Annotated in this window: 21 protein-coding genes and 1 pseudogene; 5 read left to right on the top strand and 17 right to left on the bottom strand. The window is 49.0% G+C overall.

Features of this window, described 5'->3' with window-relative positions; all coding sequences use genetic code 11:
- The first annotated feature begins 91 nt into the window (after window positions 1-91).
- The 3 genes from ACNFVB_RS01810 (at window position 92) to ACNFVB_RS01800 (ending at window position 2,729) form a co-directional block, all read left to right on the top strand.
- A complete protein-coding gene (locus ACNFVB_RS01810; protein WP_430737890.1) occupies window positions 92-265 on the top strand; it encodes a hypothetical protein in 174 nt (57 codons plus the stop codon).
- A gap of 396 nt (window positions 266-661) precedes the next feature.
- Window positions 662-1,420 carry an osmolarity response regulator transcription factor OmpR gene (gene ompR, locus ACNFVB_RS01805; protein WP_198335632.1) on the top strand — a complete coding sequence of 253 codons (759 nt, stop codon included), beginning with the start codon at window positions 662-664 and terminating at the stop codon, window positions 1,418-1,420.
- A 79-nt stretch (window positions 1,421-1,499) separates the two neighbouring features.
- Window positions 1,500-2,729, top strand: coding sequence for a GTP-binding protein (locus tag ACNFVB_RS01800; protein ID WP_430737889.1), 1,230 nt, complete (start codon window positions 1,500-1,502; stop codon window positions 2,727-2,729).
- 250 nt (window positions 2,730-2,979) lie between these two features.
- On the opposite strand, the gene ACNFVB_RS01795 is transcribed toward ACNFVB_RS01800, so the two are convergent.
- The 4 genes from ACNFVB_RS01795 to ubiG all read right to left on the bottom strand — a co-directional run bounded on the left by ACNFVB_RS01795 (window position 2,980) and on the right by ubiG (window position 5,977).
- Window positions 2,980-3,246: a DksA/TraR family C4-type zinc finger protein gene (locus tag ACNFVB_RS01795; RefSeq protein WP_075102180.1), complete on the bottom strand. Its 267-nt coding sequence runs from the start codon at window positions 3,244-3,246 to the stop codon at window positions 2,980-2,982.
- 183 nt (window positions 3,247-3,429) lie between these two features.
- On the bottom strand, window positions 3,430-4,263 hold the full coding sequence (locus tag ACNFVB_RS01790; RefSeq protein WP_430737888.1) for a YciK family oxidoreductase: 834 nt from the start codon (window positions 4,261-4,263) through the stop codon (window positions 3,430-3,432).
- Window positions 4,264-4,362: 99 nt separating this feature from the next.
- Window positions 4,363-5,073, bottom strand: a complete 711-nt coding sequence (locus tag ACNFVB_RS01785; protein ID WP_075102178.1) for an HAD family hydrolase — start codon at window positions 5,071-5,073, stop codon at window positions 4,363-4,365.
- A gap of 55 nt (window positions 5,074-5,128) precedes the next feature.
- Window positions 5,129-5,977 (bottom strand): bifunctional 2-polyprenyl-6-hydroxyphenol methylase/3-demethylubiquinol 3-O-methyltransferase UbiG, encoded by an 849-nt coding sequence (gene ubiG, locus ACNFVB_RS01780; RefSeq protein ID WP_430737887.1) that lies wholly within the window; start codon window positions 5,975-5,977, stop codon window positions 5,129-5,131.
- 346 nt (window positions 5,978-6,323) lie between these two features.
- Here ubiG and ACNFVB_RS01775 point away from each other — a divergent pair, with 346 nt between their 5' ends.
- Entirely contained in the window at window positions 6,324-6,944 is a 621-nt protein-coding gene (locus tag ACNFVB_RS01775) for a thiol:disulfide interchange protein DsbA/DsbL (protein WP_075102176.1), read from the top strand.
- A 286-nt stretch (window positions 6,945-7,230) separates the two neighbouring features.
- Here the strand turns inward: ACNFVB_RS01775 and yjgA are convergent, their stop codons facing one another.
- From yjgA to ACNFVB_RS01730, 9 genes and pseudogenes are all read right to left on the bottom strand, one after another.
- Window positions 7,231-7,743, bottom strand: coding sequence for a ribosome biogenesis factor YjgA (gene yjgA / locus ACNFVB_RS01770; RefSeq protein WP_100748714.1), 513 nt, complete (start codon window positions 7,741-7,743; stop codon window positions 7,231-7,233).
- A gap of 56 nt (window positions 7,744-7,799) precedes the next feature.
- Window positions 7,800-8,774: an RNase adapter RapZ gene (rapZ, locus tag ACNFVB_RS01765; RefSeq protein WP_430738449.1), complete on the bottom strand. Its 975-nt coding sequence runs from the start codon at window positions 8,772-8,774 to the stop codon at window positions 7,800-7,802.
- Window positions 8,775-8,956: 182 nt separating this feature from the next.
- Window positions 8,957-9,838 (bottom strand): pantoate--beta-alanine ligase, encoded by an 882-nt coding sequence (gene panC / locus ACNFVB_RS01760; protein ID WP_430737886.1) that lies wholly within the window; start codon window positions 9,836-9,838, stop codon window positions 8,957-8,959.
- Between the two features lie 91 nt (window positions 9,839-9,929).
- On the bottom strand, window positions 9,930-10,730 hold the full coding sequence (panB, locus tag ACNFVB_RS01755) for a 3-methyl-2-oxobutanoate hydroxymethyltransferase (RefSeq protein ID WP_430737885.1): 801 nt from the start codon (window positions 10,728-10,730) through the stop codon (window positions 9,930-9,932).
- Window positions 10,731-10,781: 51 nt separating this feature from the next.
- Window positions 10,782-11,372 (bottom strand): 2-amino-4-hydroxy-6-hydroxymethyldihydropteridine diphosphokinase, encoded by a 591-nt coding sequence (folK, locus tag ACNFVB_RS01750; RefSeq protein ID WP_430737884.1) that lies wholly within the window; start codon window positions 11,370-11,372, stop codon window positions 10,782-10,784.
- A 24-nt stretch (window positions 11,373-11,396) separates the two neighbouring features.
- Entirely contained in the window at window positions 11,397-13,607 is a 2,211-nt protein-coding gene (gene pcnB / locus ACNFVB_RS01745; protein WP_430737883.1) for a polynucleotide adenylyltransferase PcnB, read from the bottom strand.
- 163 nt (window positions 13,608-13,770) lie between these two features.
- Window positions 13,771-14,175: a ComEA family DNA-binding protein gene (locus ACNFVB_RS01740; protein WP_430737882.1), complete on the bottom strand. Its 405-nt coding sequence runs from the start codon at window positions 14,173-14,175 to the stop codon at window positions 13,771-13,773.
- Complete coding sequence (mazG, locus tag ACNFVB_RS01735) at window positions 14,159-15,025, bottom strand: nucleoside triphosphate pyrophosphohydrolase (RefSeq protein WP_430737881.1); 867 nt, start codon at window positions 15,023-15,025, stop codon at window positions 14,159-14,161. Before mazG ends, ACNFVB_RS01740 begins: the two co-directional genes overlap by 17 nt.
- An 86-nt stretch (window positions 15,026-15,111) precedes the next feature.
- Window positions 15,112-16,208: pseudogene (locus ACNFVB_RS01730) on the bottom strand (RNA-guided endonuclease InsQ/TnpB family protein).
- Between the two features lie 191 nt (window positions 16,209-16,399).
- Here ACNFVB_RS01730 and ACNFVB_RS01725 point away from each other — a divergent pair.
- Entirely contained in the window at window positions 16,400-17,887 is a 1,488-nt protein-coding gene (locus ACNFVB_RS01725) for a phosphomannomutase CpsG (RefSeq protein WP_430737880.1), read from the top strand.
- A 71-nt stretch (window positions 17,888-17,958) separates the two neighbouring features.
- Here ACNFVB_RS01725 and ACNFVB_RS01720 read toward each other — a convergent pair whose 3' ends face one another.
- From ACNFVB_RS01720 to ACNFVB_RS01705, 4 genes are all read right to left on the bottom strand, one after another.
- On the bottom strand, window positions 17,959-19,359 hold the full coding sequence (locus ACNFVB_RS01720; RefSeq protein WP_430737879.1) for a UDP-glucose/GDP-mannose dehydrogenase family protein: 1,401 nt from the start codon (window positions 19,357-19,359) through the stop codon (window positions 17,959-17,961).
- A 32-nt stretch (window positions 19,360-19,391) separates the two neighbouring features.
- Entirely contained in the window at window positions 19,392-21,056 is a 1,665-nt protein-coding gene (pgi, locus tag ACNFVB_RS01715; RefSeq protein WP_430737878.1) for a glucose-6-phosphate isomerase, read from the bottom strand.
- Window positions 21,057-21,059: 3 nt separating this feature from the next.
- Complete coding sequence (locus ACNFVB_RS01710) at window positions 21,060-21,944, bottom strand: UTP--glucose-1-phosphate uridylyltransferase (RefSeq protein ID WP_430737877.1); 885 nt, start codon at window positions 21,942-21,944, stop codon at window positions 21,060-21,062.
- A gap of 69 nt (window positions 21,945-22,013) precedes the next feature.
- Entirely contained in the window at window positions 22,014-23,537 is a 1,524-nt protein-coding gene (locus ACNFVB_RS01705) for a glycosyltransferase family 2 protein (RefSeq protein ID WP_430737876.1), read from the bottom strand.
- Window positions 23,538-23,544: the final 7 nt, after the last annotated feature.

Below are 23,544 nucleotides of genomic sequence, written 5' to 3'. Positions count from 1 at the left end.
TATCAATCGTTGAGAAATGTAGTTTTGCATTATAGCAAAAGCTGCATGAATAAAAATCCTTTTTATCTTTTTGCGCTTTTGCCTAGATTTTATGGCTGATATCGCCTTTTATCCTTTCTGTTTCGGCGTTGTTAAACAAACGCATACAGCATTTATCGTGATGGATGATGCAATTGCTGGTGCAATCTTATACACTAAAGTATCAGCGGCGCAGTTTGGTGGTGTCTTGCAGCGTGAACCTCTAAGTCTGACTCTAGTTAGCTGAATGTAAAACTGTTATGGATTTAAACGCGCTACTGGTATAAATTTTACTTGCGTGCTGCGTTCCCAGAGGCTGCGCAAAATTCATCCCAGTAGCGCTATGACATTTTTAGAGTGTATCTACTATATTTTGTATCGCTTACCGCCGCTACATAACTTTGTGTGCTTCTATATTTAGAAAGCTATAGTCGAACTCAAATAAATCAGATACTTGGCCATCACGTCGCTCAAGGAAACGGTGTTTTTATATTGGATTGACTATAAGGCATATTAAGAGGGAACTTTGTTGTTAGACAGTTTTTAATCACAGAGCAAATAATGATAAGGGTGTTGCTTAGCGCAATTTATGCGTGACACCGATAATGAATGTTCATAATAATTTTTATAAGAGGATGCCTGTATGACAGATAATAATAGCCCAGATACTTTGACTCAGCGTATTTTGGTCGTCGATGACGATGCCCGCTTGCGTTCTTTGTTGCAGCGCTTTTTAGAAGACGATGGTTTTGTCGTGCGTACCGCCCATGATGCCAGTCAGATGGATAAGCTGATGCAGCGCGAGCTGTTTTCGTTGGTGGTGCTTGATTTGATGCTTCCTGGTGAGGACGGCATTAGTATCTGTAAGCGCTTGCGTGAAGACAATGCCGACATCCCTATCATCATGCTCACCGCCAAAGGTGGTGACGCTGATCGTATCGCTGGCCTCGAAGCAGGCGCTGATGACTACTTACCAAAACCCTTTAACCCAAAAGAGCTGCTGGCACGTATCAAAGCGGTACTGCGTCGTCAAAACCGTGAGCTGCCGGGTGCGCCAAGCCATCAGCTAGAAGTGGTAGAGTTTGGACCATGGACGCTTGATTTATCAACGCGTACGCTCAAACGTGACGGCAATGTCGTGACTTTGACGACAGGCGAGTTTTCCGTCCTAAAAGCTTTGGTGCAACACCCGCGTGAACCTTTGACTCGTGACAAGCTTATGAATTTGGCGCGGGGCCGTGAATGGGGGGCGATGGAGCGCTCTATTGATGTACAGGTCTCACGCCTGCGCCGCTTGATTGAGGACAATCCGTCACAAGCGCGCTATATCCAGACGGTATGGGGCGTGGGTTATGTGTTTGTACCAGATGAGGCAGAAGCCGAAACCGCCAAGAGTGAATAGCTTTTGACTGATCTAATTCCTTTTAATATAGGCCGTGTTTGGTTACTCACAAACACGTGCCAATATGATGAGCATACCTGTGAAAAACCCAATTATTTTTCAAAACATACCCTGCACCTTAGTGACAGGGTTTTTGGGTGCTGGCAAAACGACCCTCATCAATCACTTACTGACTACCAAACCGACCGAGCAGCGCTGGGCGCTCTTAATCAATGAGTTTGGCTGTATCGGTATTGATGGTACGCTGCTAAAAGGTGCTGATTGGTGGCAGGCGGCACAAGAGACGATCGCGGTACGAGAGGTCAGCGGCGGCTGTATTTGCTGTACCAGTCAGCTACCCTTACAAATCGCCATCAGCCGCCTACTCAGTGAGCACAAGCCGCAGCGTTTGCTCATCGAGCCGACCGGACTGGCTCACCCTCGCGAGCTCGTCCAGCAGCTGAGCGAGCCACATTGGCAAACTGCCCTACAGATGCAAGCGGTACTCACCGTCTTAAATGCCAAACAATGGCAGCAAGCCAAATATCGTGAGCATGAGGGCTTTGCGGTACATGTGCAAGAGGCCGATGCACTGATTATCAATCGTTACGACCATCTAAGCACCAACGAAATACAAGCGCTACAAGCATGGATAGCCACACTGAATCCGCACGCTATTATCATTTGGGCGGCACATGAGCATGCTGCGGCTGTTAGTCATGACAGCGATCATAGCGATAATCCTGATAACAGCAGCAATGGCAGCAGTGACAAAAATGACGCGCTGCCAGCCTATATCACCATGCTACGCGAGCAGTTGACCAAGCCCAGTCAGGTCTTAAACCGTCAGCATAAGGTTGCGCTTGGGCCATTGGCCAAATCAGCAATTCGCACGCCATTGCAAGGTAACATTTCTGCCGTCTCTGCGTTGGCCGGTACTACCTTGGCTGGCAATAGCGCCCAGAATAATACCGATAACGAGCTGCCTTATCGTTATCACGAGACACAGCAAGACCTGCTTTTGGCCGGTTGGCGACTGCCAGCGCATTATGTGCTGCCCGCAGATACCTTACAAAGTTGGCTGCTGAGGCTACCAAACTGGCAACGCATCAAAGGCGTGGTACACACCTCGGATGGTTGGTTGCAGCTGAACTTCACGCCTGATAGCCTAACTACCCGTACAGTCGGTGCGCAGAGCGATAGCCGCTTGGAGGTCATTTTGCAAGGTACTGACAATAGCAACAATGATGGCGCTGACCATACGCCTGTCGCTATCGACTGGCAAATCTATGATCGTCAGCTTATGGCAATGGTCGTGGCATTAGGGTAGCGAGCCTCTATTTACTTATTGGTCGCTTCTATAGTCGATACACTCTAAAAATGTCATAGCGCTACTGGGATGAATTTTGCGCAGCCTCTGGGTACGCAGCACGCAAGTAAAATTTGTACCAGTAGCGCGTTTAAATCCATAACAGTTTTACATTCAGCTGACTATATATAGCTTCAATACAGGCTACACAAAAAAAGCCAATATTGTAGAAGTATTGGCTTTTTCAATTCACTCTTATCATGTTTGCCTGCTATCGAAGCTGACTGTCCTTACTACCACGCCGATTAAACAGCTCCGTTGCCCGTGCGGTTTTTTCAAGCTCACTCTGACAGCCGACACAGTGCTGCACACCGGGTACGGCCAATCGCCGTGCTTGTGGGATCGCATTGCCACACTCATCACAAAACTCAGCGCTTTCACCTTTAGGCATAGCCCGTCGCGCCCGCTCTAATGCGTCGTTGACCGTTGCATCCATTTGCTCGTGCTCAGCACCATCTCTTGACCATCCACCTGCCATAACGTCATCCTATTTATTATTAATGCTATTTAGCTTTTAAAAAATAAAAGCCTTTAATAACAAATAGATGGGGTTGTGTTTATGGATTACAATGCCAGTTGGGGGCAGTAGATGAAGACTTCATCATCAGATATAGGCTAAGCACGATGAGACGTGACTGAGTCTATATCTTATTGGCGAGCACTAGTCTTTTGGTTGCAACGCGACCACCTGCCCGCGCACACCGATACTGGCATCACTCATCAAACAGACATAACCTGCCATGATATCCTCAGGGGTTTTTAGGCTCATGGGGTTTTCTCCTGGGTAGGCATGAGCGCGCATGTTGGTGCGCGTCCCACCCGGATTGATACAATTAAAACGTAAATTGGTGGTGTTTTTTGTCTCTTGGGTAAAGATATCGCTCATACCCTCCACTGCCTGCTTGGAGAGCGCATAGGCACCCCAAAACGCGCGCGGATGCGTGCCCACACTACTAGAGGTAAAGACGATAGAGCCATTGTCTGCGTCTTTGAGCAGCGGTAGCAGCGCCTGCGTCAGCATAAATGTCGCCGTACAGTTGACCTTCATCACTTGTGCAAAGGTATCGACGTCATACATCTCAAGCGGTGTCAGCTGCCCAAGCAGACCAGCATTATGCAAGATGCCATCTAGCTGGCCGATTTCTTTATCGATCAGCCCCTCTAGCTGCTGCATCTCGGCATAAGTGGCACCCTCTAGGTTCATCGGTAGCATGGCAGGCTGCTTGCCGCCAAAGCTCTCAATCTCATCATAGACATACTCAAGCTTGCTGCTGGTACGTCCGAGCAACAATACAGTCGCGCCATAGCGCGCATAGGTCAAGGCGGCGACCCGCCCGATACCGTCACCTGCTCCTGTCACCAAAATAGTCTTGCCATCCAAGCAGTTGTCAGGGGGTACAAAGCTGCGGATCTCGTCATGTGTCAACGGCTGGGTAAAACCAGCTGTGTCTGTACTGTTCTGCGGTTTGGTTGGCTGATTCGTAGTGTCACTCATGGCATTACTCACTGCTTATTATTAAATAGTTAGGATGCTTAATTGATATTTCGATAAATGGCTTTTAAGGCTTATCTTGTAGAACTTATTTTGTAGAGGCTATAAGTAATCGAACTGCCCCGAAGACAATAAAAGTTTATTCAACGCTTCAGGCGTCTCAGTAATATAGTCTGCGCCCCATTTTTTTAGGCTTTTTTGGTCTTCAGGTGGGATATAGCCATAAGCGGCCAAAATCGTCGGCATGCCAGCGGCGTTACCGGCTTCGATATCGCGTATATGATCGCCGACATACAGTACGCAGCCTGCTGCACCGCGCGGAATACCGAGCTTCTCTAAGGCCACATACATCGGCTCGGGATCAGGTTTTGAGCGCGAGACATCGTCGGGGCACACCAGCACCGCGCAGCGCTCATCTAATTGCATCACACTGAGCAGCTGCTCAGCCAAATAACGCGGCTTATTGGTGACGATACCCCATGGCACGCCTTTTGCCTCCAGTGTGCTCAGTACCTCGTCGAGCGCAGGAAACACGCAGCTATCGACGCAGATGTCTGCTTCATAATCGTCCAAAAACTGCTGACGAAAGCGCTGCAGCTCTTCATCACTCGCTTGCAGTTGGTCATTATGACGCAGCATCAGCTGCACCATGGCCGAGGCTCCGGCAGAGACTTGCTCTCGAATTTGCCCCTCCGGCGGCGCTTGCCAATCGTTTTCACCGCTCATCTTTGCGATGATGCGGACAAAGTCAGCAGCAGTATCGATTAACGTCCCATCAAGGTCAAATAAAACCGCTTTTACAAATTGGCTCATAATAAATGCTCTTAGTCTAAAAGATAAATGTAGGCAAAATCACTTGAGGGCGGCGCTATCGTAGGGGCTTTTGTACCGCCATCATATAATTGACATCGACGTTTTGTGCCAGCCAGTAGCGTTTGGTCAGCGGATTATAATGCAGGCCAATGATGTCTTGGCGTCTAAATCCAGCATGGACAGCCATTTTGTCAAGCTCAGCGGGGGTGATGAACTTGGCATAATCGTGAGTGCCGCGATCAAGCAGACGCAGCACATACTCTGCGCCAATAATGGCAAACAAATAAGACTTGGGGTTGCGGTTGATCGTCGATAGCACGCACACCCCGCCTGGTGCCAGCAGCTCAAAACACGCCTGCACAATCGACTGAGGGTCCGGCACATGCTCCAGCATCTCCATGCAGGTCACCACATCGAACTGACCGGCGTGCGTTTGTGCCAGCGTCTCTACAGGGATATGCTGATAGCGCAGCGTGTGCCCAAGGCCACTTTGCTCGGCGTGGAGGGCGGCAGCTTTTAGGTTTTCGGTTCCTAAATCAATGCCTGTGACATCTGCGCCGCGGCGTGCCATTGACTCTGACAATATCCCGCCGCCGCAGCCCACATCCAGCACTTTTTTGCCCGCCAGACCCTGCTCAGCGGTCTTATCAGTGTGCTGCTCATTAACAGAGGACTGCGCGCTTTGATAGCCGCGTTTGATATTTTCTTCTATCCAGTTGAGGCGTAGTGGGTTGATTTCGTGCAATGTCGCAAAGGCGCCCGTGCTACTCCACCACTCCCCTGCCAGCTTATTAAATTTATCCACCTCGCTGGCATCCACATTGATGCTGTTAGTCTCGCCATCATTGACGCGGCTATCGGTTTGCTCATTGGCATTTGACGAAGAGGCATGGACTGAGCTCATGATATTTCCTTTATTGTCATTATAAGTGTCGTATATGAAGAAATTGTCGTACCACGTCTACAACGCGCACGACGATACACTCAATATTAGCATGAGAGTAGCGGCTTTGTCGTGAGGTACATCGTCACGGATTGTGAGTCATGGCTAGTGATTCGCTCACAGCTTTACAACCATTCGTTAAGAATCGGATTCACAAGCGCCTATGTTTTACGTTATCATAGGCGCTACTCTATGGTAGGTCGACCGTACTCGACACTATATCGTTTATACAGCTTTTAGCACTTTTGGCCTGTTTAAGCGATAAAACCCATCATCACCCTAAGTTTATACATCCCAAGGATAAAGTATGAAACGTGTCATTACACTGACTGGTCTGGCTATGGCTATTGGACTTGCCACTATGGGCGCACAAGCTGCCGACTATGTCGCCGGAAAAGACTATCGCGTGCTCGACAATCCAGAAAAAATCAGCGGTGACGCCATCATTGTTCGTGAGTTTTTTTGGTATGGCTGCCCGCATTGTAACGTCCTCAATCCGCATATGGAAAAGTGGGCAAAAACCAAAGACAAAGATGTCGCGTTCTTTAAAACCCCAGCGGCGCTAAACCCTGTTTGGGAAGCCAACGCCCGCGGTTTTTATGCCGCCCAGCTATTAGGGTTTGAAAACAAAACCCACGACGCTTTGTTTGATGCCATTCATAAAGATGGCAAAAAACTCTTTGACCAAGCATCATTGAGCAAGTGGTATGCGTCAAAAGGCGTAGATGAAAAGAAATTTAACAGCCTATATAACTCGTTTGCCGTTGGTACAAAAATCGGCCGCTCACAAGCTGGCGCAAAGCGTTATCAGCTCTCAGGGGTGCCAGCAGTCGTGGTACAAGGCAAATACGTCGTCACTGGTGAAAGCGCCAAAGTACCCAAGGTCGTTGATTATTTGGTCGACAAAGCACGCGCTGAAAAGAAATAAACCCAGCCCTTTAACCGAGCGCTTCGATCTTATCGCAGCCTCGGGCATATCATGATAGTAAGCTTATAAATAAAAGCCAATCATTTGATGATTGGCTTTTTTATTTATTTGCGTTTATAGCATTGATATAGTCGATTCTAAATAAAACAGATACATTGTATGTCAACGTGGGACTGGTATAAATTTTTCTTGCGTGCTGTGCCTACGCCGACAGATGCTGCGTAAAATTCATCCCAGTCCCACTGTATCGTTTTTATACTGAAATCACTATAGCGACGCTGGGCAGTTATTTTTTGAGCTGCGACAAGATGGCCACTTCTCGTATATAACTGGCCAAATCGGCTTCTGATTCTGCTAGTAGCTCATCATCTTGCATGTGTTTGGCGTATTCAATCCATAACAACAGCTGATACATGCTGTTGCGCTCAGAAGCTTTGTATTGTTTGACAAACTGCTTTAGCGTGCCTTCGTCATTGATATTAAGGCGATCATACCAGCTCTCGATTTTGGAGACTTGCTCTTTTGGAAAATAGGCATCAAACAACGCTTTGACAAGCTCGTGGCGGTTTTCTTCGCCGATAAGCTTACCCACACGCTTGGTCTGACGATTGCGCGCATTGGCACTGGTGATGTCCGCCAATGCCATCAGCTCAGCCATAAAATAATCACTGGCTGGCAGTTTTTTTAGCTGTTTTTTCGACAAGCTTGCAAGCGGTATGGATAACTGCTGCAAGCGCTCATGGGCTTTTTTGAGTTCTGTGCGCGAGACGCGCATATCCTGTTCTGACCAGTCAATCATAAAAGCGTTCCGAAGTGATGAATAGTAAAATAATAAAGTGCACGTCTGCTAGGATTTTACCACCGGCTTTTTTCGCGGTGCTTGGCCAACACCTTGACCCCTGCTGGCATGTTCTGTGCCAAACGGCGCTGCAAAGCATCTGTGATAAACACCGAGCGATGCTTGCCGCCTGTACAGCCAATCGCTACCGTCACGGTATGACGGTTGTTGTGCAAAAACTCAGGCAGCCAGCGCGTCAAAAACTGATCGATATCATCGGTCATTTCTGCCACTTCTGGATAGTCGGCAAAAAATGTGGCGACCTCTGCATTTAGACCAGTCGCCGCTCGCAGCTCAGGGTTCCAATGCGGGTTTGGCAACACCCTTACATCAAAGACAAAATCAGCATCGATAGGGCTGCCATACTTAAACCCAAAAGACAAAAGATTGATGACAATCTGATTGTCCATGCCGATATGCGCACGTAAGCTGTCTTTTAACTGATGGATATTTAAGCTGCTGGTATCGATTCTGATATCAGCGTGACCTGCTATCGGCTCTAGCAGCTCTATCTCTCTTTTGATAGCCGCTGGCAGGTTAAAGGCGATATGACGGGCATTATCACTATCCACATCTTGCGACATCAGCGGATGGACACGGCGAGTGGCATTGAACCGCGCGATTAAAGTATGCTCTTGCGCGGTAACATAAACGACTTTGACCGCCTGCTTGCCATACGTTGCCTTTAGCGCCTCATAAGTCTCTGCAAAGTTAGACAAATCAGCGCGCGGTGTGCGAATATCGACCCCAAGGGCGATACGGCGTATACTGCTTTCCATCACCAGCTTATGAACTGCCTGTGGCACCAAAGACAAAGGCAAATTATCGATAGAATAATACCCAAGATCTTCTAAGATATTGAGCACTGATGTTTTGCCAGAGCCTGAGCGGCCCGAGACGACAAGGATGCTAAGTGCATCGGCGGCTGGTCGTCGCACTTGCTCCAAAGCCTGCTCAGACTGCTGATTGCTATTGTGTTGATCCATGTCCATCATCCACCTGTCCTAGGTTATCCAAGCCATACATACTAAAATACGCTACTCAGCCATCATAAAAGCGGTCTTGCTTTTGCCACAGAGCGGCTATGGCAATTATTGTCAGTAGTTGACGCTATTGCTTCCTGCACATTGCGATATTACGATGTCTAATGATATGACGGCGAATTGCATAATAACTACTTAAGCGTCACTAGCTGATTGTCCAATAAACGCGCGCGCCCAAGCCATGCCGCTACCAAAATAACCATTTCTTGCCTATCTTTATCAAAACCTTCTGTTATAGCATCCAGTTCAGCGGTTTTTATCTGTAAATAGTCAACAGTAAACCCTGCATTTGTGAGGTGCTCACGCGTCTGTGCAAGTAGCGCCGTTATGTGCGGCAATATCGAGCCTTGCGGTGCTATCTTTATATCTTGCAATTGCTGCGCCAAACTTTGCAGCGCTTGATGGAGCACAGGAGCCACCTGCCGCTCGCTGGCCGTTAAGTACTGATTGCGTGATGATAGCGCCAAACCATCAGCAGCACGGACAATGGGCGCGGCGATAATCTCTAGCGGATAACTAAGGTCTCGCACCAACTGCTTGATAATCGCCAACTGCTGGTAATCTTTTTGTCCAAACACTGCCGCATCAGGCTGGATGATATTGAACAGTTTTGACACCACGATACCCACCCCATCAAAGTGTCCAGGACGTGACTGCCCGCATAGCTGCGCGCTAATCGTCCCTGCCAGCACTGCTGTCGCGGGCGGCAAGACTGGATACATCTCCTCGATACTGGGCGCAAAGACATAGTCCGCTGCCACTGTGGCAAGCTTTGCCACATCGTCGTCCAGCGTGCGCGGGTAGCTATCAAAATCTTCACCTTCACCAAACTGCGTGGGATTGACAAAAATACTCACCACCACGATATCAGCGTGTTGCTTGGCGATGTTTACCAGCTCAAGGTGGCCATCATGCAGATTGCCCATCGTCGGCACCAGAGCGATAGATTGCTGAGTGCGATGCGGCTGCAGCGCTGCACGCAAGTCTGATATCTGCTGATAAATGATTGGCATGATAAAGCCTTCTGTTCTTAATAATCGTAATTGCCCAAAAACAAAGTCAAACTCACTAGAATTGTCAAACTATCATCAATCCAACTTAAAACTAGCTAAATTGATGCTGGGTGGTAGGAAAGCTGCCCTCACGTACCGACTGCTGATACAGGGTAAATGCGCCTTCAATACTGCCAGCACGATTGCGCGTATCGGTCAAAAAATCATGGACAAAACGCGGCACGCGGCCGTGCGCCATACCGAGCATGTCATGCATGACCAGCACCTGGCCATCAGTATCTGCGCCTGCGCCGATTCCGATCACTGGTACTGCGACTGCTTGGGTCACCGCTTTGGCCAGCTCAGCGGGCACACACTCTAATACTAGCAGCGCTGCGCCTGCGTCGACGACGGCTTTGGCATCAGCCAGTAGCTTGTCTGCTGCTGTCTCACCGCGGCCTTGGATTTTATAGCCACCAAAGATATTGACCGACTGCGGCGTCAGCCCCAGATGCACACACGTTGGGGTGCCTGCCTGCGCTAAGGTTGTGACCAGCTCGCACAGCTCACGTCCACCTTCTATCTTTACCACGTGCGCGCCCGCCTGCATCAGTTTGCGGCTATTGGCCACCGCTTCTGGCAAAGTGACGTAGCTCATAAACGGCAGATCCGCCAAAATCAAAGCGCTGCTGTTACTCCGAGCGATATTGGCGGTATGATAAACCATATCGTCAACCGTGACTGGCAGCGTTGAGTCATGGCCTTGAACGACCATCCCCAAGCTATCACCGATTAAGATCGTGTCAATCTGCGCCTTGTCCATCATCCGCGCAAACATCGCATCATAGCAGGTTAGGCACGTAAACTTAGTGCCTTCTTTTTTAAATTTATTTAGCGTAGATAACGTCGTCATATGGCCCTCAATCCCTTTGATTATCAGCTGAATATCTGGCGAGCGCACCGCTCATGAGTTACTTTTTAATAACTTGAGACCTGTCCAATCGCAGCTTGGTGGATAGTCCGCAATCGGCTTGCCCAATACCTGTAACTCTGGCGCTATCTCACGTAACGGCAGCAAGACAAAGTTACGCTCACACAATCCAGCATGCGGTATGGTCAGCTTAGCGTCCGTCATTTGCAGCTGATTATATAGCAAAATATCGATATCCAAACTGCGCTCGCCCCAACGGCGCAATCGCGCCCGTTTTGCTTGCGCCTCTAGCTGCTGACAAAACGCCAATAGCTCAAACGGCAATAACGTCGTCTCAAACCCCGCGACCGCATTGATAAAGTCAGGCTGGTCTTGTGGCCCCATCGGCGCTGACGCATAAAACGATGATACCCGTAAATGACGTATCTGCGCATGCGCTTGTATCGCGTTGAGGGCGGTCTGTAGATGTTCGGTCGGCGAGCCCAGCTCATTGGCCAAATTACTACCCAACCCCACATAAGCGCATGTCCACTCTGCCGCGTCCTGATTACTGCTGTGACCATGTGTACTATTGACGTCTACAGCACCATCAGCACTTTGACTGTTATGAAGGCGATTATTCATACCATTGGCTCTCACAGTCACCGATCAAGCGCCTTCAGCACTAGGCTGTCGACGGCGACGCTTTGCGGGTATCGGGCCTTTATCCGTCTCTATCAGGCTGATGAGCGGCTGAGGCATTGCAGTTTGTGTTTTTTTGCTTGTGCTGGGCGCAGACGTTTTTGTTTTTTTAGCGGTAGCGGCTTCTTTATTGTCTGTGCCGCGATTAGCTGGCGGCTCAGCTTCGGTAGTAGACTGAGCAGCAGGTTTTGGCGCTTGTTTTGCATAAGCCTTAGCCGGTTTTACGGGCGTCTGCTCGCTGGCATCGGTCGCTTGCGGTTTGGTCGTAGTAGCAGTACTGCTGGGCTGACGGCGGCGACGCTGATAAGGTATCGGCGCATTATTGAGACTCACCAGTGCTGGCGACTGGGCAACCGTGAGCGCAGGCTTATCTGGTACCGATGCGACGGCTGTGTGCTTATCATCGCGGCTAACGGCTTGAGCCGATGGCGTCTGCTGTGTTGTGGATGGGTTTTCTGCTTGCGTCTTTGATTGTTTTTGCGGTCGTTTTTGCGACTGTTTAGGCGCGGCTTGCTGTTTGTCTTGAGCGGTGCTTTGAGCCTCTTTATCTTGCGGCAGCTGTTTTTTTAGCGGCGGTACGACTTTTTCGTGCTCGATGACAAACAACGGCTTTGGCGCGGCAGGCTTTTTATGCGATTTTTTAGTCGCGGCTAATGACAATTGCTGCAATTGTGCCAGCTCCGCCTCGTCCTGCGACAATGGCTGATTGTCATCGTGACGACCAACGCTTGACTTACTGTTTGGCTGACTATTTGATTTGCTAGTCGCTGGCTGTGATTTGGCACGGCGACGACGCGCAGGAATACCGCCTGTATCAGCGCTGTCTTTTTGCGGCGCATTTGATGGCTTGGACGACGCGGTATCTGTCACGCTATCGATGCTGCTATCTGACTTTTGGTTTTGGCGATTGCGCCCACGGCCGCGTTGGCCTTTTTTGTAAGCGCCGCGGCGTATGTTTTCATCAAAATCAGCGATGGCTTGCTGCTTGTCTCTCTCGGACAAGGTTTGATAAGTCTGCCACCATTCGCCCATACCATTGGTCGACTCAGACAAGGGATGCTTGGCATCGCCGCACTGCTCACGTAGCAATAAAAAATCAAAACCTGCGCGAAAACGTGGATGCTCAGAGAGCTGGACGATTTGCTTGTTACGCGGTGCGGACAGTTTGGGCTGCAAAATCCAGATATCACGGATAAATTGCTCAGCAAACTTTGGAATGGCGGTTTTGATACGCTGACGGTCGATGACTTTGCCAGCGGCGTGCAGTTGCGCATCGGCAAAAGGCATGTTGCGTTTTTTGGCTTTTTCTAGCTGGTGCAGGTAGTTTTCCCACAATAGCGCCGCATAAAAGAACGCCGGATTGATGCTTTTGCCAGCAGCGATGCGCTTGTCGGTATTGATCGCCACTTGCTTTACCAGTGCGCTTGGCTCAGCAGGTGGATAAATGACCAAGCTATCCATCGCCCCTGACTCAAACAATAACGGCAATAGCGGTACCAAATAGCCACCTGTAAACATCTTTTGCGTCTCATCATAGAGACGATGCGGCGATATTTGCTCAATTAGCGCCCAGTTGTCCTCGTGGAACTGCTCCGCCAATGCTTCATCAAACTCAAAGCCAAGCTTGGCCTTAAAACGCAGCGCCCGTAGCAGACGTACAGGGTCTTCTTCGATACGAGTAGGCGCGTGGCCAAGCAGACGAATGATGCGGTTGTCGATATCGTCAAGCGCCCCACAAAAATCATGGACCACGCCTTTGAGTGGTTGATAATAGAGCGCATTGATAGAAAAATCACGACGGGCAAAGTCCTGTTTGATATCGCCCCAGACATTGTCGCGCAAAATCATACCATCTTGGTTGGTATTGGCGTTGTTGGTCGGTGGCCCGCGAAACGTCGCCACTTCAATCAGCTCACGGCCAGAATACACATGCGCCAATTGAAAGCGGCGGCCGATGATACGGCAGCGCTTTCCAAAGACGTCTTTGATCTCATGCGGCTTGGCATCCGTCACTGCGTCAAAGTCTTTTGGACGCAGACCCAATAATGTGTCACGCACCCCGCCCCCGACGATATAGGCATCAAACCCAGCTCGGGTCAATGTGGCAATGACTTCAGTAATGGAATTGGGTAATTCAGATTTATTCAGTTCTAACTGCTTGGCGGCACGCTCGGCCATGCATCTACTCCTCGCCGGTATTCTTTGATCACCCCTAACAGACACAGTGTTTATCAGGCGGATGTAACGACTAGTTTAACAAATTTTGCGCCTGCTGGGTGTGTTATGACCGTTACTTACGTGCTATTTTGTCAATATTCGCCTTGATTATTGCCAAACGCCTTTATTCATCTTGTACGCTGATGCGCGCTCGGTTTTTCTCAATGGTCTTCTGACCGATGCCTTTGACCTTTGCCAAGTCATCGACCGTCTGAAAGCCGCCAAACATCTCGCGGTATAAAACAATCGCCTGCGCCTTACTACTACCGATACCGTGCAGCGAGACCAGCTCGCCCTCACCAGCACGATTGATATTGACCACCGTTTGCGTGCGTGCTTGCAACTGCGCGGCCTCTTGCGCCAATAAAGACGCGTATGCTTGCTGCGGGCTGGCAAAACAAGTCGCTGCCAAAGCCTCGCTTAGCATGAGTGTCATGATAAGCAATGCCCCAGCAGCAGACGCACCGACTGCACTGATGGCTGTGCTGAGCATAGCACCGATCAAGCCAGGCTTATGATGAGCGTTCATGTCGTTTTGCCGCCTCCCACAAGGCATCCATCTCCTCAATATCGCTATCTTCCAAGCTTTTACCTAACTGCGCTAACTGTGCTTCGATATAGCCAAAGCGGGATTTGAATTTATGCACACAGGTCAGCGTTGCCGCTTCGGCATCGAGGCTGAGCTTGCGCGCCACATTGACCAGCGCAAACATACAATCACCCAGCTCTTTTTCGATATCGCTAATATTGGCTTTTATCTCCGCCTTAGATTTATCCGTAACCTCCGCCTTTAACTCCTCGATCTCTTCTTCTAACTTCTCAAAAGCGCCGCTGATGCCGTCCCAATCAAAGCCCAGTTTTGACGCTTGGCTTTGTACTGACTGCGCTTGCATCAACGCACTACCTGCCTTCGTCGCATCCAAACGCCGACGCGGTTTGCCCCGCGCTTCGTCGACTCGCCGCTCCTCCGCTTTTATCTCATCCCAGCGCGCTTTTACCGCAGCCTCGTCTTTAAGACTCTCCGCTTCAAACACATGCGGATGACGACGAATGAGCTTCTCTTGCAAGGTAGCAATCACATCGCTCATATCAAAACGCCCTTGCTCAGCGTAGAGCTGGCAATGAAACACCACTTGCAGCAGTACATCACCCAGCTCGCCCTTGATATCTTCGTCATCATCCGCTTGTACTGCTTCGCCAAGCTCGTAGGCCTCCTCAATGGCATAAGGAATCAGGCTATGATTGGTCTGTTTTTTGTCCCACGGACAGTCAGCACGCAGCCGCGCCATCAAGGCAAGTAAATCATCGATCTGGCCGGTGGCATCAGGGGTGCCCTGTACAGGCGTGGGTGGCAACGTGGTTTGCTCTAACGGTTTCATAAAAGACGCTCTTGTTTTTGCGGGTTGGTTCCTGTGACAGCTAGTGTATCATTGAATAGCAACTGGCTTTTGACTTCCTCCCCTCCCTAAAGTGAGGGGATTCCTACTAAAGACGGCCAAGCCCGACCGCGAGAATGTTTTTTGCTCCATTAACATCTCTGTTATGGGTCGTTTTACAAGAACGACAAAACCACTCTCTTATACCAAGACCTGATCTACCTTTCGGACTGTCTTGGCGGGAGCCGCAACACGAGCAGGTTTGGGTGCTGTACGCTTCATTGACTTCGATATAGTGGCAACCTGCGTTCGCGCATTTATAATCCAGTTGCCGCTTAATTTCAAACCAACCAGCATCATAGACGGATTTGGCCAGTTTGGATGAAGTGAATGATGTTGATTTAATCTTTCCAACAACGATTAAGTTGTTGGCCTTGATAAGCTTTGATGTGAATTTATGGATTAAGTCTTGGCGGGTATTTTTAATCTTGGCGTGAATCGCCTTAACCCGCTTTTTGTTTTTAGCACGTTGGGCGGTGGCCAGTTTTCCAGCATATTGATGTGTCAGCTTAGTGGTTAGAACATCGCCATTACTACTGACTGCTGAATCCTTACAGCCTAAATCAACACCGACTTGGCCAGTACCACACTTAATCTTTGGAAACTCTTTGACGGTGACACAGGCATACCAATGGCTGCGATTGTCTTGTACTAATTCGCACGTGTTGATGCTGTACAGGGCTAGGTTATAACTGTCCCACAAATCAATGGTTAGCTTTTGACGGTTAGCTAAGCTAAATTGCAGGGTGCTTTTTAAAGACTTTTTACCACTTTGGTGCGTACTGATATGCTTAATGGCTGTTTTTTTAAAGGGAATCCAGCCCAAGCTTCTTCTCTTGGCTTTAGGATTATTGGTACGCCAGTTGAGTTTGGCTTTGTTAAACTGTTTACGAGCCTTGGCATGGGTTTCAGAGATGGCTTGTAGGGTTTGGCTGTGCAAGTTTAAATACTCGCCACTACCTTTGGTATAAGTAGCCAACTCATAGGCTGAAAAGAATTTTCCTGTACACTTAAGATGTTTAAAACTTAGCTCATTGACGTAATTCCAGACAAAATTAACCGACCCAGCCAAGATATTGAGCTGAGTGGCGTGTTTGTCTTTGATGCGTAGCTTGAGCGTTTTCATGGATTAATTATGATCTTAATGCAGTTGGTTATCAAGGCACTCGCAATATTGTACGACAATGACTGACGCCTGATATCCACGCCCTAGAAGGACGTGGTTTTACGGCGCTGGATGATAAATACCGCCATTCACTGTTTATTATTCACTGTTTATTATTTATTGTTTATTATTTATTAAAGGAATATATCATTATGCCCACCTCTCCCATCCCCAGCTATCGACCAGCGTCTGAGTTTCTACCGATGACGATTGGCTCATTTAAGGCCTATGATATTCGCGGTGAGCTCGGCGTTAGCCTCGATGAAGACATCGCTTATCGTATTGGTCGCGCCTTTGCACAGATATTGTTTCAGCGGTATCAGCAAGCAGCCGCTACTCAAGATAGTGAGCTGGCGACGCTAAAGCCCGCTATCGTCATCGGCAGCGACATTCGCCACTCAAGTGAGGAGCTGAAACAAGCGGCCATCAAAGGGATAGTCGATGCAGGCGTCGATGTCATCGACCTTGGTATGACCGGTACTGAGGAGGTGTATTTTGCCACCAGCCACTATGCGGCTTTAGGCGGTATCGAAGTCACCGCCAGTCACAATCCAATCAACTACAATGGCCTAAAGCTGGTCAAAGAGCAGTCAAAACCCGTCAGCGCTGATGATGGTCTGGCCGAGATTCAGGCATTGGCAGAGTCTGGACGATTTACCAGCAGTGATAAATCAGGGGCATTGCAGCTGCTGACAGATAAAAGCGCCTATATCAATCACTTGATGACCTTTATCGACACCGACAAGCTCAAACCGCTAAAGCTGGTCATCAACTCTGGTAATGGTAGCGCCGGCCCTGTCGTTGATTTATTAACTGACAAACTGACGCAAGCGGGCGCGCCGATCGACATCATCACACTGCATCACACCCCTGATGGCAGCTTCCCCAACGGCATCCCCAATCCGATGATTACCGCCAACCGAGCCGCAACGCAGCAAGCGGTTTTGACTCACAAAGCTGATCTGGGTATTGCCTTTGATGGCGATTTTGATCGGTGCTTTTTGTTCGACGAGACAGGCGATTTTATCGATGGTAGCTATGTGGTGGGTATGCTGGCGCAGGCCTTTTTAAATAAATATCCAAACGAGTCCATCGTCTATGACCCACGAGTGATATACAACACCGAAGCGGTGATTGACACGCATCAAGGTGAGGCGGTCATCAGTAAGTCTGGGCACTCCTTTATCAAGCAAGTGATGCGCGAGTCGGGCGCGGTCTATGGCGGCGAGATGTCCGCTCATCACTACTTCCGTGACTTCTTCTATTGCGACAGCGGCATGATTCCGTGGCTACTGACCATTGAACTGCTATCCATCACCGGTAAGACGCTGTCGGAGCTGGTCACCGGCTATATCAATGCTTACCCCAGCTCAGGGGAGATGAACTTTCGCCTAACCACAAATGACGCGCCCGCTATTATTAGAGCCATTGAAGACAAGTATCGCAGCCAAAACCCCAGCAAAACCACCCTTGACGGCCTAAGCCTCGACTTTGGCGACTGGCGCTTTAATTTGCGCGCTTCTAATACCGAGCCGCTCATTCGGCTCAATATCGAAACGCGCGGCGATCAGCCACTTTTGGCGGATAAGATACAAGAGATCGAGCAGTGGCTGGCGGCACAAGGGGCGATGCCAGCATAAAGCCTGTACCTTGGTACAAAGAGTGTGAATGGTCAGATAATAAAGGCTCGCTAGTGAATATGAGCGCGCCTTTATTTCGCACGACCGATGCCCATATAGCTTCCTACTAAGGCCGCAATTTGTGAGCGGCTCATGGCGTTTTGCGCATCAAATATCGGCATGGCGTACTGATTGATTTTGCCAATATCTAACTGATCACGCGGCGACCAACTGATGATAAAAATAGCCTGCGCCTCTGCTATATGCTGATAAGGCTGGGTAACCAGCTCCAGCAGCGGCTGCTGCCCATACAGCCCGGTCAGCTCATGTTGCGCTTTATCACTATAGACCAGTGTGCGGATATTGTACGACCATAGCAAAGCGAGTAACGGATGAATGGCCGAGCCTGAGGTGCGTCCTGAGCCGGCCTTATAACTACCGCCCCAGATCATCACGGTTTTATTGTCAATAAACCCATCAAAATACTGCCAAAACTTACGAAATATCAGCTCTTTTTGATCTTCATTGATATGTATGACCGACTCTAAGAGCGGCATATTTAAACGATGGGTTTGGCTAGTTTGCTGCAGCTGCTGCAGCTCACTTGGCAGAGTGTTGCCACCAAAGCCCCACCCTGCTTGTAAGTAACTACTGCCCACCCGCTGATCTAAACCCATGATACAGCTGACTTGCCCAATATCGACGTTTTGACTATCTGCCAAGCGTGACATCTCATTCATAAAGCTCACCCGCGTCGCCAGCATCGCCATGATGCTACTACGAGCAAACTCAATGGTCGCGATATCGGCATGATGGGACGCGCTTGCATGCTGCATCAATGGTTTTAATACCGCCAAATGTTGACTACTCTCTGGCGTTTTTTCGCCCAGCAGCCACAAGGAAGGGTTTAACATCGAGCTATAAGCATCGCCATCTTTTAAAAACACAAAGGGCACATAATACACCCATGCCCGCTGCAGCCGCTGCGCCAGTGCAGCCACCTGCCCTAATGCCTGAATACCGCTCATGATCAGCGGTAGCGACTGCTGATGACTGTGGTTAAAGGCGGTAATCCAGCCGTCCTCTAGCCATATCGCGTCAATACTGTCTAAAAATAGCCAATATAGCGCCACGCTGGCTGGTTTGGGCAGATTATCAGCGGCGTTATGAGTGCCACCGCCCGTTTTATCATAGTGCTGCAACAGCTGGTCTGCACTATTGGGTAATGGGTGGTGACTGATCAGCTGCTGCTGTTCATACATCTGCCACAGTGCTTGCAGATGATGTTCAAAACCATACTGCTCTAACTGCTGGGCCAATAGGACTTTATCAGCATACAGATGCACGCACTGACCAAGGCTTGCCAGCACCACCGCACTGGTGATGGCCTCGATACTATGACCGACCAGCACACAGACATCAGGTTCCTTTACTGGCTTTGCTTGCCAGCCCCGCGGGTCAGACAAACGCTTATCACTATTATCCGTGCTCATGATGTTACCTTGTAAACTGATGATTATAGGCTTTAAGACAGCTGATTGATGTGGCGTAGCAGATGATCGGTGGAGCTATCAAACTGCCCATCACGCTCGTCTTGCATGGCATGATATACGGACTCCGCCATCTGCTTACCCATCTCAACCCCCCATTGATCAAAGGGGTTGATATCCCAGATGCTGGCCATGACATAGACCTTGTGCTCATACAGCGCAATCAGCGCGCCTAGGCTATGCGGGGTCAGCTCATCGAGCAAGATAGTGGTTGACGGCTGGTTACCGCGGTAGTATTTGTATTTATCAGCAGCGCTATCGGCCGTGCCATCACTGCCAGCTGTCGCCACGGCGGCATTCCCAAAGGCCAGCACTCGGCTTTGAGCCAGACAGTTGGCGAGCGACAGCTCATGCTGCTGCTGCAGCGGTGCGTTTTTTTGCTTATCGTGATAACGGCGCACGCAGGCGATAAAATCACATGATACCTGCTGCGTGCCTTGATGCAGCAGCTGATAAAATGCATGCTGCGCATTGGAGCCGATCTCTCCCCATAGAATAGGACAGGTATCATAGTTAATACGATCCCCATACTGAGTAACGGACTTACCATTACTTTCCATTTCCAGCTGCGTTAGATAGCTTGGCAAATAGCCCAATCGACCATCATAAGGCAATACTGTATGCGCATTGACGTGCAAAAAGGTACTATTCCATACAGCAAGCAGCCCTAATAGGACCGGTAAGTTCTCTGAAAAATCAGCCTGCGAAAAATGCTCATCCATACTGTGAGCACCAGCAAGTAGCTCTTTAAAGCCCACCATTCCTATACGAATAGCAATCGCTAGTCCAATCGCTGACCACATCGAAAACCGGCCGCCGACCCACTCCCATAGCTGTAACTGATGCTCAGGATGAATCCCCCAAGCGCACATCTTTTCGCTGTTGGCAGAGATACCAATGAAATGCCGACGCAGCACGCTGTTTTCTGTACCTGTATGGCGTTTGGCAGTAGCAAGCAGCCATGACAAGGCCGTCTTGGCATTGGACAAGGTATCCACCGTACCAAAGGATTTGGACGAGATAATAAATAAAGTGGTCTCAGGGTTCAGGTGCTTAAGCAAATTGTCTAGCTGGGTACCATCCATGTTAGAAACAAAGTGCACCTTTATCTGTGTGTTTGCCCATTCATCAAGCGCTGCCGTCGCCATTAAAGGTCCAAGATCTGAGCCGCCCACACCGATATTGACCACATCAGTAATGGCCTTGCCCGAAAACCCACGCCATGTACCATTGCGTATGCGTTCAGAAATATGAGCCACTTGTGCCAGACTGCGATGCACATCAGTTACTACATTTTGCTCGCCGACTTGCAGCGTGGCCGTGGCTGGCAATCGTAGTGCGGTATGTAATGCCGCTCTTGCCTCACTGGTATTAACTGCAGCGCCTTGCATCAGCGCCTCAATGCGAGCTGACAAATCACAGCCAGCCGCCAAACTCAGCAGGCTTGTCAAAACCGTCTCGTCAATAAGCTGTTTGCTATAATCCATATACAGCGCGCCTGTTTGGGCACTAAAGCGCGCGGTACGATGAGGGTCTTGCACAAACAAACGTTCAAGGGACCATGTTTGCTTGGCAAGCGATTGCAAGCGCTGCCAATTTGGCGACTGAGGACCACAGCAGCAAGAATTGTCTGTTTTCATAGGCTACTGACCTTTTGCCAATTGCTGCTCGGCAAAGTAAATAAAAGCTTGCATATAAGAGCGCATATCGCCGGCATCATAGCTATCGCCGCGCATCGTCGTCACATTGACCCCCGACTCACTAATCAGCGCATCGATGGCATCGGTCAGCTGAATCTCACCGCCGACCGAGGCGGTAGTCTGCGCCAGATAATCAAAGATTTGATTGCTAAACACATATCTGCCGACCACCGCGAGATTGGATGGCGCGTCTGCTAAGCTGGGCTTTTCGACGAACCCTGCCACCTTAAAACTGCTATTGCTGTTTGTGTTGTCATCGATATCGCTCGCATCACTAAACGCTTGACTCAATTGCGCGATACCGTATTTATGCACATCCTCATCCGCCACGCTCTCGACCAATATCTGTGAATGACCATCGTTGGCAAAGGCATCGATCATAAAGGCTAAGTTGTCCACGCTCATATCGGTGGTGTATGGATCGAGCACCACATCAGGTAGCAAGACGGCAAAGTCATGCTCACCGATGATGGGACGGGCGGCCAATACCGCATGACCCAACCCCAATGCCTTGCCTTGACGGATCATCGACACCGTCACGTCCTCTGGTAGCCAGTTCAGACTATCGGCCAGCTCGTCCTTGCCTTTATGACGCAGCTGAGTATCTAGCTCGGCATTGATATCGAAGTAGTTCTCGATCGCGCTTTTTTGTGCATGGCCGACGAGGACGATGTGCTTGATACCAGCAGCAATTGCCTCTTCGACCACATAATGGATCGCAGGGCGGTTGCCCAGTGGCAACAGCTCCTTTGGCACGGATTTGGACAGTGGCAGCATACGAGTGCCAAAGCCTGCGACAGGGATAACGGCGTGGGTGATGTTTTTCATACCTCAACAATCCTATTAGCGTAATATTTATCGTTAGTATTTAATCAAGTACTTTACCTAAAGCTCACATCAAAGCTTACTCAATACTGTATGTGTATTTAGGCCTTCTTTTAAGCTCAGCATATCTACTTGAATGCTATTTGGTACTCCATCAAATAAAACTTGTGTCGCATTGGCTTGTTTTTCGACACTCGGCATAATCAAACTAGCTTTCTGATGAAGTGTCTCTATGTGCCACAGTCGCCACGCCTCCCAATAGTCTAAGCGAGACAGGGCCGCTGTACGATTGTAGATACCGAACTGCTCTGAAGTCATGAGTGAGTTCGGGCGATGGCTGGCGATGGTCAGCGGCTTTTTAACAACTACGATGCGCTCATTGCCATAGACTAGCTTTAAACGCTCAAAAAACTCACTATCCGCCCCTGTGCGCACGATATGCCACAACCCTGTCTCTTGTTTGACAGTCTGCAAGCGAAACATGGGAGAAGCGGGGTTTTGGCGCATAAAGGGATACACTTGCCTGACATAGTACTGACCATCATGATCTAATCGCAACCAATGTGATGTCGTCGCAATGATACTAGCGTCTGTTATCAATGGCTGCACTTGCTCTGCTATTTTTTGTGGATGCGCCCAATCGTCAGAATCCTGACAGGTCAAAAACTCACCTGTCGCATACTGTGCACCAATGCTTTTGGCAGCAAATGTCCCTACATTTTTCGGTAGAGCAATGACCGTTAAATCTTTATAGCGACTGTTCAAAGACCGTAAACGCTGTAGTGTATCATCAGTGCTGGCATCATCAACGACTATTATTTCTAAGTTGCGCCATGTCTGCATCAGCAAACTATAAATACAGCTCTCAATTGTCTCGCTGACATTATAGGTGGTAACGATAACTGTCACTTTATACCGCTGATGATGGCCTTGAGACTTTTCTTGCTTATTCAGATTCTCTACTGTGCTTAGATTAGCTACAGTGAATTGCTGCTGCTCATCGGACAGCGCTATCTGATCAAGCTGATGATGAGTAAACATTTGATTTAAATTGGCCAGCTTCGCCAGTGGTGTATGAAGGGCGATATTACTGTAAAGACAGCTTTTATCTGCATACTCGGCATCTGCTGGATATGCCAAAAAATCACTTAAATAATGATCAATATGAGTACTTAGTGGATCATGCTGCTGTAAAAGCGCAATATACAGACCTTGATAATAAGAGCTATCTAACGTGCCTGACTTTTCTTTCTGTGCTTTCAAAAAATAAAATACCACTTCAGGGTAAAATGATATCGTCTCTTTGATCAATTCATGATGAAATTGGCGATAGCGGTTATCATATAAGAGTTGCTCTATATGACCTTTAGCCTTCTCATTCGTTAAGTTTTGACGCTTAATATTGGCAATAGTAGATACCACTGTATGACGCGGTGTCTTTACTGATAACCATGATTGACGCTCTAAAGTACTACGATATAAACCTAAACGCACTGCATACCAACGGCGCTTAGCAGTGATATAGCGCTGCCTAGGCTTTAACACTGCTAAAGCCTGAGCGAACTGCTTATTTTTAACATAAGAAAAGTATTTCAAATCGGGA

Source organism: Psychrobacter sp. VH5 (assembly GCF_050572635.1).
In the GTDB taxonomy this organism is placed as follows: Bacteria; Pseudomonadota; Gammaproteobacteria; order Pseudomonadales; family Moraxellaceae; genus Psychrobacter; species Psychrobacter celer.
The sequence above is the reverse complement of the archived record's forward strand: the minus strand, read 5'-3'. Positions and strand labels throughout refer to the sequence as shown.